The sequence below is a fragment of the Candidatus Binatia bacterium genome (genome assembly GCA_029248525.1).
Classification (GTDB): Bacteria; Desulfobacterota; Binatia; order UBA12015; family UBA12015; genus UBA12015.
The window spans coordinates 52,676-65,319 of sequence record JAQWJE010000035.1 but is presented as its reverse complement, the minus strand read 5'-3'; the positions used below and the strand labels follow the sequence as shown (position 1 = coordinate 65,319).

Genomic DNA, 12,644 nt, shown 5'->3' with positions numbered 1-12,644 from the left:
GCGATGGCCGAATTTACTATCTACCACAACCCGAAGTGCTCCAAGTCCCGCGAGGCTCTCGCCATTCTTCAGGAAAAAAACGTGGACCTCGAGATCATAGAATATCTGCAGACACTGCCGTCAGCCCGGATGCTCGAGGAATTTCTTGAAAAGCTCTCCGGCGAACCCGAGGCACTCCTGCGCAAGGACAAACGTTTCGCGGAGCTTGGTTTGAAAGCCGAAGACTATACGACACCCGCAAGGGTGATTGCCATTCTCGAAAAACACCCCGAGTTGATGCAGCGCCCAGTCATCGTGCGCGGGCAACACGCCGTGATTGCCCGACCAGGTGACCGAGTTCTCGAACTTCTCGATTGAAATTTCAGACCACTCCGGCCCCCTGGGCCGACTCCCCGCTAGCGAATATCCTTGACCACGATTTCATCCGAGTCAGGGGGCAAGTTGATCAACAAGCCGTCAAAACTGATTTTCGTACCCTCGGGACGCACCTCCGATACACCTCTCAGCCAAACCCACTCGAGGAGAAAATTATCCGGGTAGGGCACCATATGATAATACGCGAGGAAATCGACGTTGGCGCGATTGGCCACTTCCGCGACTTCTACCGGCGTTGCATGATAATCGAGAATATCATGTGTGATTTTTGCCGCCCTGGGACGGCCCAACTGGTTCGCCTGCGAGGACATGCGCTCCACGATATGCGCCGCCAGAGCCTCGTGAACCAGAACATCCGCATCACGACTCAGGGACACCACTGCCTCCGAGGCCGTCGTATCTCCACTGATCACCACTGACCGGCCGCGGTAGTCGAAGCGATAGGCCACGGCCGGATCGACCGGTGCGTGCTCGACCTTGATCGCGCGAACGCGCAGTCCCTCGTCCGCAAAGACCAGGACCTCTGTCCCGGTCGGGTCACCTTCGCCTATGCCAATTGGCATTGCACGCAAATCGCCGACATCTTCCGGCAGGAGATCCGCACCATGGTGCGCGGTACGGTACTTGTGAGAGTGCTTGTAAGCCAGCTGAAATCCGGCCACCACCTCAGCCACTCCTTCAGGCCCATATACGGGGAAAGGTGCCTCCCGTCCCCCTACCCAACTCTGCAGGTTCATCGCCGGAAGGTCCTCAATATGGTCCGAATGAAAATGAGTCAGCAGAACGCCGGCAAGGGAGGGGCCCGGGACCCCCCAAAGCTGCAAGTTCTCGGCGCTACCGTTACCCGCATCCACGATCCAGACGCGACCGCCTGCCGCAACAGCGACGCAGGGCCCCGCAGCCTCACGCGAGGGTAGCGGAGAGCTCGCCCCGCAGATCAAGACCTGAAGGCCCGGGCCGGAAAGTGGATCGGTCTGGCCTGCCATGCGGCTTGCGATCGCACGGTCCACCAGCTGGTCCTGAACCCCTGCTGTGCAACCAACCATCAGAAGTAGGGAAAAGCCGCATGTCAGGACAAGGCCCGACCATCGATGCACCATCGGAATACATTTCATGTACAATTTGATGACAAACCTCTTCGAGGTTTACTAGGACTCACCTCGGACGACCTAACCATTCCACTCGGGCAGACGATCGCATCCGGCCTGCAAGCTCTCCGATTTCGGGCCCTGCGCCCAGAAACAAATCCATTCGCGTCGGCCCCTTGATCGCAGCACCTGCATCCATGGCAATCACGATGGTATCCAGAGATCGGCCATCCGGCAGCAGGCCTCGGAGCCGGCCGACGCTACCCGGAGGATGAACGGTCGGATCCACTGCAACCGAATGCCATGGGACCAGAGGCACTCCCAAACTCCCGAGGGGACCGATCGAGGGGTCGAGACCGAGCTCCCGGAAGTAGATATAGCGCGGATTCAGCAATAGGGTCGCCGCGACTTTTTCCGGATTTTCGGCAAGCCATTTTCGGATCCCGGGTGCCGTCGCCGCAGCGAGCGTCAAATCACCACGCTCGACCAGCACCCTTCCGATGGATTGGTAGTCGTGCTCGTTATGGGCCGCGTAGCCGAGGCGAATTCTTGTGCCATCGGCAAGCCGCAGGCGGCCAGAGCCCTGAATCTGCAAAAAGAAGAGTTCGACCTGATTATCGGTCCAGAAGAGCTCGAGACCCTGACCGCCCAACGCGCCCTCCTCAATCTCGCGACGACTTTTCGCTCGTTTTACGGGATCGGCAGGTGGGCCATACACAGGGTAGCGAAACCGCTTCGATCGATTTCGGCGTCCTTCGAGGATCGGTTCATAATAACCGGTGAGAAGAACCTCGGTCCTGCGCAAATTACCAAGCCCTTTTTGAACCGCTTCCGGTTCCACACTCCCCCCGGCCGATAGATAGCTCGACAACGCCTTCAGGGGCGGAGGTACGTCTTGCTCATTTGCGAAACCTCGAGATGCCGCACGAACGGCTTGCCCGAGGCCGTCTCCGGACGGGAGAAAGGCAGGGGGAGCTTGTCCCGGAACCCGAACAGCGGTCGAGGTCTTTCGATTCACCTTGATTTCGATTCCCGGGAGAGTCCCCGTAGCAAGAAAAGGAACCTCCATCTCGCCTGATGCCCGCAACCAGGGCTTGGTGCCGGGAACGATGGTCGAAAAATATTTACTGTCCGCTGGGTCGAGAAGGACCTCGCCCGCTACCCGCAGCTCTCGATTGGGTCCGACTTGGCCTTCACCCGACAGTTCAAATCCTTCCGCCTGAATTCGAATGTTCCGGCCATCCAGCATCCCGTCTTTCAGGCGCAGATCGGCTGTCAGTGTTCGGAAACGGGTATTATAGTTTTTTGCCGCACGAACCTCGGAATTTCGAAGTTCTTTTCTCGGTTCAGGTGCCAGCGATGCCATCAGATTCTTCACCAGCGAAAACCCCGGCAGTGCCCCCGGGCCCACTTCCGCTCGGCCGGCACCACCGAGGCTATTCATGAGCGAATCAAAATCCCGGCCAGTTGCGGAAATTTGCCCCTCGAAATGCAAACGTCCTCGGATCACATCGGCCGCAGGCCCCAACAGACGAAGTGGAACGCCGCCAAAGGCTGCACGTGGGAAAACATAGGACGGTACTCCCCCGTCCCCAAAGGAAACCTCTCCTTGAAGCCGAAAGGGCGCCTTTGTCAGAGAGGAAGACCCCGAGATGCTGACCTGAACCGGTCCCGGCCCCTTGATCGAATCGATCTGCGCACCGACGCCACTCAGCACGAAGTTCCCGGTCTTTCCAGCGCCCAGATACCGGATGGTTGCACCCTTGAGATAGACCGCGGCAACTCCGTGCTGCCATGCTGCATCGCGAATTGCCTTGGGCGGCCTCGCACCCGGCAAGAGGGGATCCACCGAATAGCGACCCGGCGCCGTCTCGACGATCGTAATCGTGGCCTCGTCCAACGCGATCGACGCCCGAAACTCACCCGCCAACAAACTTGAGAGGATGGGCCTCAGAGTCGCCTCACGGGCGGTGACCGTCGGGGCTGTTCCTTTATGAAGCGCGAGGCTTAGTTCCGAAATCCTGAGCGTCGGTCCGTCCTCGAAGGTCAATTGCACATCCGCTGCCGAAACACCTCCGCCCATCATCTGATCCAGCCGGCCCATTGCCAATAACTCGATCTGCGCACCGGTGATGCGTCCAAGCGAGAGCGCCGCAGCCACGCTGCCCGCAACCAGCAGAAAGGACGCGGCCATCCGCCATAGGTGTCGACCCTTCCGGGGAGAGGCAGGCTCCGAAGCCGCACGCGAGGCCATCAGAAGGACTTCCGAGCAGGATGCGCACGCCGCGAGATGTTTCTCCACACGGGATCGATCAGGTTCGACCAGAACGCCGTCCGCAAATGCCGCTAACGTGGTGTCCGACGGATGGTTCAGATCATCCGGCGTGCCATGCCCCAGAGCATCCTGAATCATCCCACGAATTACCTGATCTTCCTTGCCAGCGTGTTCTTTCATGAAGCGTGCTCCAAAAGACTCCGTAGACGGCGATGCAGCCGCATCTTGCGAACATAAGCGGCATTCCGACTGATCCCCATCACCTTGGACACTTCTTCCATCGTCGCATCCTGATAGTAGAACAAGCGGACAAATAGTTGGTCCCCCGGTGAGAGTTCTGCGATCAATCCCAAAACATGCTGGCGCTGCTCGGAGGCAACAGCAGCGCTCTCGGGTCCGCTGTCTTCGACAGCGACATCCGGAATTCCAGCCGGCGATCTCGTCTCGAGACTTTCCACATTCTCTCCAGCTGCAAGACTGCGGATTCGGTCGATTGCCAGGCGGGTGACCACCACCCGCAACCAGGTAGCCAGGCTGGCACCATTGCGTCCCTCATATTGACGCAGCTTCCGCGAATTCTCGCGGAATAAAGCCAGCAGGACCTCCTGCCGCAGATCCTCCAGATCTTCCTCCTCCAATCGACGGCCGTAACGACGGAAAGTCCCAACCAGAGTCCACCGAATCAGCCCATCCGTCGACATCACGAATTCTTCCCGAGCCTCCGAATCCCCATCCAGACACCTCGAGAGCAGATCCACATCCGCGACCGTCATGACCCTCGCCTCAGACGAGGTTATCTTTCGGATTTCGCGCGCCATTCCCGAGCACACGCTACCCGAGCCAGCTTCTGGCCTAAAACGGCTGCGAATTGTTAATTCCTCGAGAAAACCGCCGTGAGGCCTCCCTTCAGCATGGAAACGGGCGTGGCGGCAGTCTACCATGTGGAACGGGTGCGACGGGACGGTTGGATGAAAGATTCTCCGATCCCCTCCGTCCATGGTTACGATGTTGACAATTTTCCTCAGTTTTTCAGCCTTCCTCGTCGGGCTCGCTCTGGTCTGGCGTTTGGCCTACCGAGCAGGCTTCGCAGAGGGACGCAGCACCATTCCCCTCCACCTGATCCGGGCGCTCGCAAAGCACCGCGTGTCCTGCGACGGAGAAGCACCACAAATCGTGGCCGCTGACCTCGGGGAGGCGCTTCTTCTGCCACCCGACGAGATCCGCCGGTTGCAGGAGATTCGGCCGGAGGTCGCCGAAAAAACACCCGTACCCGGGAAGCTCCGCCCCGCATCCTGAAGCCGCGAGGTTCTTTTCTCCCACCGCCACCGCCCTGATTGAAGGTGGGCCTTCGGTCTGACAGTCTCGGGGAATGGCCCCGAGAAATCCGCACCTGAGTGCACGAGAGCGGCAGAAGATCGAAACTCGCCAGCGCCTCTACGATGCCTCTCTGGGATTATTCCAGAAAAAAGGTTTCGATCAGGTGCAGGTTGACGAGATCGTCAAAGTCGCGGGAGTCGCCCGAGGCACCTTTTATCTCCACTACCAGGGTAAAGAAGAAGTCCTTCAGGCGTTCCGCGACAACGTGGAGGAAGGCCTGAAGAAGCGCCTCGAAGCGATCGAGGCACCCAAATCCATCGACGAGCTTCTTTTGCGGGTCACGCAAGCCCTTCTCGAGACACGCGAAGAGCCCGAAACCGTGCGGGACCTCGTCGGGCTCGCCTTTCGAAGCCCCGCCACCCATGACTGGAAAGAAAGCCCGCAAATCGAGCCGATCTCACGATGGATCGAAACCTTCCAGAAGCAGGGCAGCATTCGGCAAGACCTGCCTCCCAACGTGATCGGGGCTCTGTTCATCGCCGGCGTTTTCGGTTTCCTGATCGGCCCGGCCGCCCCCCGTCGGGGCCGCCGCAGCGCAATCGATCAATTCCGCGAAATCTTTGTGGCTGGCCTGCGCCCCTGAAAAACCTCTGATTCAGCTGACGGAATTGCCATCTTGCGCGCCAATTCCCATCAGGCTACCCGATGGAGAGCATCAAATGTTCATCACGACGGCACCATCGGGTGGTAGGAACCATGTCTGAAAATCTTCAATTCTCTGCAAATATTGCCATTATCGGAGGTGCCACAGCCGGCGCCGAAGCGGCCTCTCGACTCCGCGAAGCCGGCGCATTCTGCGTCGTATTCGAGCAAAACGATCGTCCTTACGGAAAAGTCGAAGATGGATTGCCCATGTGGCACCACGCTCTGCGCAATAAGGAATACCGGACAATCGACGAGAAACTCGATCAACCCGGAATCTCCTTTCTCCCTTCCACCGGGATCGGTCGCGATATCACCTTCCATGAGCTTCTCGAAGATTGGGGATTTGATCTCATCCTGCTGGCGAATGGTGCGTGGCGAGATCGCGCTCTGCCTGTTTCGGGAGCCGATACCTACATCAACCGTGGTCTGGTCTACCAAAACCCATTTATTTACTGGTTCAACCATTACCGCGAAGCCGGCTATGACGGTCCAACCTACGAGGTCCAGGATGGGGCGATCGTCGTCGGGGGTGGGCTGGCTTCCATTGACGTCGCCAAGGTCCTGCAGATCGAGACCACGCTCAAGGCCTTGCGCGAGCGCGGGATTGAAGAAGATGTCGTCGAACTGGAAACGAAGGGCATCCCGGCCACCCTCACGAAACATGATCTGACCTGGGAAGATCTCGGCTTGGAAGGTTGTACGATTTATTATCGCCGCCGGATCGAAGATATGCCCCTTGCCGATCCTCCGCCCAACGCTACGGCAGAGAAGATCGCCAAAATTGAATCCGTTCGAGTGAGAATGCTGGAGAAGGCTCGCAGCAAGCTGCTCTTCAAAGTCGAGCCACTCTGGTCGCCGATCGGCTTGTTGACCGAGGGTGACAAGCTGGCCGGCCTCCGATTTGCGCGCACGCGTCTGGATGAAAATGGTAAAGCCGCCATCGTCCCCGGCGACGTTCGCAATGCAGACGCATCCTTGGTGATTTCTTCGATCGGTTCGATCCCCGAACCCATCGAAGGTCTGCCGATGGATGGAGAACTTCTCCGCCTTGAAGACGCGGACAAGGGCAAGGTTGTTACCTTCGAGAATGTTTTTGGTTGCGGCAATGTCGTTACCGGGAAAGGCAACCTTGTAGCCTCTCGAAAACACAGCGCTTCGGTGGCGAGCTACCTTGCCGAAAAGGTTGCTGCGGTAGACTCTTCGAACACCGAAAAGATTTCACAAAAGGCAGCTCAACGCCACGAAGCCATCGGCTATGGCGGATACCGCGCATGGGTCGACGCGCACACGCCGAAAGACTGATCGCGCACCGATGAGCGACTCCCCAGGCCGCGTGGTTCAAGGCAATATGATCGGGCTTACGATGTCCGATATTGACGTCTGGAGCGACCGCGTGGTGACAGTTCTGGGGCAAAACCCGGGACCCTTTACCGGGCCGGGTACCAATACCTACCTGGTCGGAACCTCCGCACGCCCGCTTCTTCTCGACACCGGAGATGGCACGCCCGCCTATATGCCTCTCCTGATTCAGGCACTCGACGAGCATCGCGACAGCCGGGAGCTGCAAGGAATTGTCGCCACCCATGCTCATCCGGACCATATCGGCGGTATCGCGAACGTCCGCGAACATTTTGGCGATCTGGTCACATCCAAGCGCCCCTGGAAAGGTATGGATGGGCCGATTGACGGACCTGTTGTGGCGATCGATGGCGAGGCAGTTATCGAAACCGAAGGTGCAACTCTGCGGGCAATTTTCACGCCCGGACATGCATGTGACCATCTCTGCTACTGGCTGGAGGAAGAGCGGGCGATCTTCACCGGCGATGTCGTCCTCGGTGCAGGCACGACCGTGATTCCGGAACATGGTGGGGACCTTTTCGACTATATGGAGTCTCTGCAGAGGCTCCTCGAGTTGGAGCCCGAAGTTCTCTACCCCGCCCACGGCCCGGTCATTCGGAATGCCGGCGAAAAGATTCGCCAGTACATCGCCCATCGGAATTTACGCGAGGAGCAAATCCTCGAGGTTCTCGGCCAGGGCGTTTCGGCTGTCCCGGATATGGTCCGAATTATCTATGCGGATGTGCCCGAGTTTCTATGGCCGGCGGCTGGAACCTCCGTTCGGTCCCATCTGGGCAAGTTGTTGCGCGAGAACAGGGTCATCCGCACCGGAGATGATTGGTCGCTCGTCTCCTGAGCTCGCTCAGCACTGCAGTCGGTCGAGAGCATCCATTGCCTCCGTACGAATGCGCTCCACCAGTTCCTGGCATGTGGGTTCATCTTCGATCAATCCAGCAACCGAGCCGCTCGGCAAATAGCCGCTTATAGGATCGCCTTCAGTCATCGCGCGTCGAGCGAGCATCGGAGCATTCGCGGCAAGAAGTAGCTGACTCCGCGTCAGACCCTCGTTTTTCCGCATGGCCAGGCCCGACTTCAGCAGGTCCAGAATCGACGCACCCGAAACGCGACGAAATTCCATTGCGTTGCGAAAGGCGAACATCAACCGGGACAGCCCGCTGCTGCCCTCGAGTTCACGCACCAATTCGTTCACCACCACTCGCTGGGGCATACCGTCGATCTCGGATGTCACAATCACATCTCCCAGCCCCGCCTCAATATAACGATTCATCGTCTGCGCCGGCACCGGACTTTCCTGAGTCAGCAGAAAACGAGTACCCATGGCAATCCCGGCAGCTCCATAGGCAAGCGCCGCTACGAGACCTCGCCCGTCCTTGAAACCACCGGCCGCAAGAACCGGAATCTCGACAGCATCGGCGCAGGCTGAAATTTGCAGGGAGGTGGGAATGGATCCAGTGTGGCCACCACCCTCGCCTCCCTGCACAATCACCATATCGGCGCCCAGCTTCTCGGCCTTTTGCACATGCCTCGGTGCACCACAGGTCGGGATACAGAGAACACCTTCTTTTTTGAGTCGCTGGATCAAATCCGCACTTGGCGCGCGATTATAGCCTGCGGCTCGAACCTCGTAACGGAGAATCATTTCGACAATCTCCGCAGCGCCCGGAGCATCCATCAAGAAGTTCACCCCGAACGGGCGATCGGTCAATTCTTTGGTCTCCCGAATCGAAGCTTCCACTTCCTCGAGAGGAAGTCCTGCCGCTGCAAGGAATCCGAAAACCCCCGCGTTGCAAGCACCGGCCACGAGAGACGGTGTCGCTACCCACCCCATCCCGGTCTGCACCACCGGAATATCAATTTCCAGAAGATCACAAACACGCGTATGGAGGGGATTCGCAGTTTTTGACGTCATATCTCTTTTCTAACGGAAGCACACAAAAGGTCCATGATTACCCTGCGGAAGCCCTGATTCGGGGCGGCAGCCGTAATCCCTGCTTTCTTTCACCCTCGGAGTTCGCAACACTGGAGTTATGCGAACAATCGTCTGGTTTATGCTCGCTGGCCTCTCATGGATCTCTTGCAGCGCCCCGATCCCTGACCTCCCCGCCGATGCCCCTGAAATTCTCGTATTCACGCGAACCACGGAATATCGTCACGAAAATATTGAGGCGGGCCTTGCGGCCATGGAGCTTGAGGGAAAACGGCGAGGCATCGCGGTCGATACGACCGACGACCCGACCGTGTTCACCAAAGAGGCCCTCGCGCCCTACCGTGCGGTAGTTTTCTTCAACACCACCGGCGACGTGCTTGACCGCAACCAGCAGGTCGCTTTCGAGCGGTATATCCAAGCCGGAGGCGGCTTCGTCGGAATCCATGCTGCGGCCGACACCGAGTGGAAAAACAACGCATGGCCCTGGTACACGCGATTGGTCGGTGCCGCATTCCTCAGCCATCCAAATGAACCGTCGAACGTGCAGACGGCGACCGTTCGCCTCGTGAGCCCCAATCATCCGTCCACGGCAACCTTGCCGGACGCCTGGGAACATGAAGATGAGTGGTATGATTACCAAAGGTTCAGCGAGGGCGTCGATGTGCTTCTCCGCGTCGATGAAGAAACTTATCAGGGCGGAGCCACCGGAGAGTTCCATCCCATCGCATGGAAGCGCATCTTCGATGGAGGGCGGAGTTTCTACACCGGACTGGGCCACACCGAAGACAGCTTCTCCGAGGAACTCTATCTCGACCACCTCTTCGGCGGCATCCGGTGGTCGATGGGCGACGGCCAAGGTCCGCCCGCTCTGCAATATGAGCAAAGCGCCCCCCTGCCCTGGCGGGTCATGTCGGAAACAATTGCTCGGAGTATCGGGGAGCCCATCGCTTTCGAGTTCAATCCGGACGGCGAATTATACATCATCGAACGCAGGGGTCGGATTCGTCATCTCGACCCCGCGACGGGGGAAGTCTCGGATGCAGGTCAGTTGGAAGTCTATGCCGAAGCAGAAAACGGTCTGATGGGAATCACCTTTGCTCCTGATTTTGAGCAAACCGCGCATGGCTACCTCTACTATGCGACAGATGCGGAAGGCCGATATCGATATCGCCTTTCTCGTTTCGAATTCCGGGACAAAGCTATTCTCCCGGAGACAGAGACCTTACTGCTCGAGGTCGAAATCGACCCCGGTGAGACCGGGCATGAAGGTGGCGATCTGCAATTCGATGCGCAGGGCAATCTCTGGATCTCGACCGGCGACGACTCCTACCCGCAAGCAATCGATGGATACGCCCCCATGAATGAGTCGAACCCGACCCAGAATGCTCTGGGAACCTCGGCCAACTCACAGGACCTCCGGGGAAAGATTCTGCGCATTCACCCAACTGCCGATGGAAGCTATACGATTCCCGAAGGAAACCTGTTCAGCGATCCGGACGAAGGGCGTCCCGAGATTTACGTCATGGGATTGCGCAATCCCTTCCGATTCACTTTTGACGATCGCACCGAGACGCTCTACTGGGGCGAGATCGGACCGGACGCCAACGAGGACCACCCTGAGCGAGGACCGCGGGGGTATGATGAGTTCAACCGGACCAAAGAGCCTGGCTTCTTCGGGTGGCCACTCTTTATCGAGAACAACCTTCCCTATCGTCCTTGGGATATGACCAAAGGCGCGGCGACGGGACCTTTCTTTGATCCCCAAAATCCACGTAACGATTCGCCGGCGAATGACGGACTTCGCGAACTGCCCCCTCCGCAACCCTCCTGGATCGCCTACCCGTATGCTCTCGACGATAAATTTTTTGAATTGGGCGGCGGTGATGCCATGGGTGTGAGCCGCCGTGCCGGGCGGAGCGCGATGTCAGGACCCGTCTATTACACGGATCGATATCCTGCCGAGACTGCATTCCCGGACTACTACGACGGCAAGCTGATTCTCTACGATTTCATGCGCGATTGGATTCTCCTCGCGGAAATCGACGACCAAGGAGAAATTGCCAAGATCGAACCTCTCTCGGAACTCGATTTGAACTCCCCGATTGATCTCACCGTTGGGCCCGACGGCAGCATCTGGGTTCTGGAATATGGCTCAAACTGGTTCTCCGACAACGAAGATTCTCGCGTGACGCGTATCTCCTATTTTTCGAGCAACAACCCGCCTCCCGTCGCGCTGGCGGATGTGTCGCCGATCAACAGTGCCGCGCCGAGCACTCTTGCGCTGGATGGCTCACGGTCGTGGGACCGTAACCCCGACGACTCGATGCAATGGGAATGGTCGGTCACAAATTCGGACGGCCAGCGAGAGGTGTTCTCCAACGAGGAAATCGCAACGCATCAACTTCTCGAGCCGGGCGTATATACCATCGACCTTCTGGTGACCGATGAAGGCGGAAGTACCTCGACCAGCAGCCATAAGGTTCAAGTCGGTAACGCTCCACCAAAAATCATCGTGCAGCTCGAGGGCAACCAATCCTTTTTCAGCAAGGAGCCCCTCGCCTACAGTGTTCGCGTCGAAGACCTGGAAGACGGCAGTACTGACAATGGATCCATCAGAGCGGAAGACGTTTTCGTCGAATTTGACTTCTCCACAGATGGTTTCGCCTCGGGCATGGCGTCGAATACCCATGGAAATACGCTCGCCATCAACCACGAAGTGGAGGGCTGCGGCTCCTGTCATGCCGAAGAGATCTCCTCTGCCGGTCCCGCTCTGCGCGATATTGCCGACCGCTACGCATCAGACCCCGATGCATTGGAAATACTGGCGGCCAGAGTTCGGAGCGGCGGTAGCGGCCATTGGGGCGATCGAGCCATGCCCGCCCATGAGCACCTGACCGTCGACCGCGCGCGCGAACTCGTCGACCAGATCCTGAATTTATCCCCGGACCGCCCACAGACTCCCGGACTGCCGCTTCAGGGTGAGCTATCGTTCCGAAAGCATGCCGAAAGTATGCAGCCGAACCAATGGATGGATGCGAGCACGCCCGCGCAGTACAGATTGCGAATTACATATGAGGACCGTGGCGGAGACATCATCGGGCCACTGCCCTCAGAGGCAGAACTGATCTTCTCACACCCCAATGTTCGCGCGGCCTTGTTCAATGACACCGCAGGAACAATGACGGTCGTGCCTCCGGAATCGAGTATCGTTCCGGAGGATCTGGCAGGCGTTCCTCTGGTCATCGCCACCACGCCCGGAGGGTTCGTCAGCTTTACTGGTGTCGACCTCACCGAAATCGTACGCGTCGATATGATAGCCACCGCCCTGTCCGCTTTTATGGAGGGTGGACGGATCGACGTGCGGAAAGATCGTATCGATGGGCCCCTCATCGGCTCGGTCGACGTCGAGAGTCGGCTGCTCCCGAGCAAGGAAAATTTCTCTGTCAGTCTCGACAAGATCGACGGTGTCCATGATCTCTTTTTTGTCTTCCAACCACTCGACCCGACAGAGGAAGCCAATGGCGCACTATTGGCATTATTATCGGTAAACTTCGCGGACAAGGATTGAAGCAGGGAGGCTTCCGGCCAAACCGGCGGA

General features: G+C 58.3%; 10 protein-coding genes. 6 read left to right on the top strand and 4 right to left on the bottom strand.

Going from position 1 to position 12,644, the window contains the following annotated elements:
- Nucleotides 1-3 precede the first annotated feature (3 nt).
- On the top strand, nucleotides 4-357 hold the full coding sequence (arsC, locus tag P8K07_07315; GenBank protein ID MDG1958331.1) for an arsenate reductase (glutaredoxin): 354 nt from the start codon (nucleotides 4-6) through the stop codon (nucleotides 355-357).
- 38 nt (nucleotides 358-395) lie between these two features.
- On the opposite strand, the gene P8K07_07310 is transcribed toward arsC, so the two are convergent.
- From P8K07_07310 to P8K07_07300, 3 genes are read right to left on the bottom strand one after another with little or no spacing between them, the layout of a single operon-like run.
- A complete protein-coding gene (locus P8K07_07310; GenBank protein MDG1958330.1) occupies nucleotides 396-1,475 on the bottom strand; it encodes an MBL fold metallo-hydrolase in 1,080 nt (359 codons plus the stop codon).
- 55 nt (nucleotides 1,476-1,530) lie between these two features.
- Nucleotides 1,531-3,918, bottom strand: coding sequence for an MltA domain-containing protein (locus tag P8K07_07305; protein ID MDG1958329.1), 2,388 nt, complete (start codon nucleotides 3,916-3,918; stop codon nucleotides 1,531-1,533).
- Nucleotides 3,915-4,511, bottom strand: a complete 597-nt coding sequence (locus P8K07_07300) for a sigma-70 family RNA polymerase sigma factor (protein MDG1958328.1) — start codon at nucleotides 4,509-4,511, stop codon at nucleotides 3,915-3,917. The genes P8K07_07305 and P8K07_07300 overlap by 4 nt, the downstream gene beginning before the upstream one ends.
- Before the next feature lie 223 nt (nucleotides 4,512-4,734).
- Here P8K07_07300 and P8K07_07295 point away from each other — a divergent pair, with 223 nt between their 5' ends.
- The 4 genes from P8K07_07295 to P8K07_07280 all read left to right on the top strand — a co-directional run bounded on the left by P8K07_07295 (nucleotide 4,735) and on the right by P8K07_07280 (nucleotide 7,954).
- A complete protein-coding gene (locus P8K07_07295) occupies nucleotides 4,735-5,034 on the top strand; it encodes a hypothetical protein (protein MDG1958327.1) in 300 nt (99 codons plus the stop codon).
- A gap of 73 nt (nucleotides 5,035-5,107) precedes the next feature.
- Nucleotides 5,108-5,698 carry a TetR/AcrR family transcriptional regulator gene (locus tag P8K07_07290; protein ID MDG1958326.1) on the top strand — a complete coding sequence of 197 codons (591 nt, stop codon included), beginning with the start codon at nucleotides 5,108-5,110 and terminating at the stop codon, nucleotides 5,696-5,698.
- A gap of 113 nt (nucleotides 5,699-5,811) precedes the next feature.
- Nucleotides 5,812-7,062 carry a hypothetical protein gene (locus tag P8K07_07285; protein MDG1958325.1) on the top strand — a complete coding sequence of 417 codons (1,251 nt, stop codon included), beginning with the start codon at nucleotides 5,812-5,814 and terminating at the stop codon, nucleotides 7,060-7,062.
- Nucleotides 7,063-7,072: 10 nt separating this feature from the next.
- Nucleotides 7,073-7,954 (top strand): beta-lactamase-like protein 2, encoded by an 882-nt coding sequence (locus P8K07_07280; protein MDG1958324.1) that lies wholly within the window; start codon nucleotides 7,073-7,075, stop codon nucleotides 7,952-7,954.
- A 6-nt stretch (nucleotides 7,955-7,960) separates the two neighbouring features.
- Here the strand turns inward: P8K07_07280 and P8K07_07275 are convergent, their stop codons facing one another.
- Entirely contained in the window at nucleotides 7,961-9,028 is a 1,068-nt protein-coding gene (locus P8K07_07275) for a nitronate monooxygenase (GenBank protein MDG1958323.1), read from the bottom strand.
- Nucleotides 9,029-9,146: 118 nt separating this feature from the next.
- Here P8K07_07275 and P8K07_07270 point away from each other — a divergent pair, with 118 nt between their 5' ends.
- Nucleotides 9,147-12,614, top strand: a complete 3,468-nt coding sequence (locus tag P8K07_07270; protein MDG1958322.1) for a ThuA domain-containing protein — start codon at nucleotides 9,147-9,149, stop codon at nucleotides 12,612-12,614.
- Nucleotides 12,615-12,644: the final 30 nt, after the last annotated feature.

Excerpts from the sequence above, each read along its gene's own strand:
- P8K07_07280 (MDG1958324.1), top strand. The coding sequence starts at position 7,073 with ATGAGCGACTCCCCAGGCCGCGTGGTTCAAGGCAATATGATCGGGCTT.
- P8K07_07275 (MDG1958323.1), bottom strand. The coding sequence starts at position 9,028 with ATGACGTCAAAAACTGCGAATCCCCTCCATACGCGTGTTTGTGATCTT.
- P8K07_07310 (MDG1958330.1), bottom strand. The coding sequence starts at position 1,475 with ATGGTGCATCGATGGTCGGGCCTTGTCCTGACATGCGGCTTTTCCCTA.
- P8K07_07270 (MDG1958322.1), top strand. The coding sequence starts at position 9,147 with ATGCGAACAATCGTCTGGTTTATGCTCGCTGGCCTCTCATGGATCTCT.
- P8K07_07295 (MDG1958327.1), top strand. The coding sequence starts at position 4,735 with ATGGTTACGATGTTGACAATTTTCCTCAGTTTTTCAGCCTTCCTCGTC.
- P8K07_07305 (MDG1958329.1), bottom strand. The coding sequence starts at position 3,918 with ATGAAAGAACACGCTGGCAAGGAAGATCAGGTAATTCGTGGGATGATT.
- P8K07_07285 (MDG1958325.1), top strand. The coding sequence starts at position 5,812 with ATGTCTGAAAATCTTCAATTCTCTGCAAATATTGCCATTATCGGAGGT.
- P8K07_07300 (MDG1958328.1), bottom strand. The coding sequence starts at position 4,511 with ATGACGGTCGCGGATGTGGATCTGCTCTCGAGGTGTCTGGATGGGGAT.
- arsC (MDG1958331.1), top strand. The coding sequence starts at position 4 with ATGGCCGAATTTACTATCTACCACAACCCGAAGTGCTCCAAGTCCCGC.
- P8K07_07290 (MDG1958326.1), top strand. The coding sequence starts at position 5,108 with ATGGCCCCGAGAAATCCGCACCTGAGTGCACGAGAGCGGCAGAAGATC.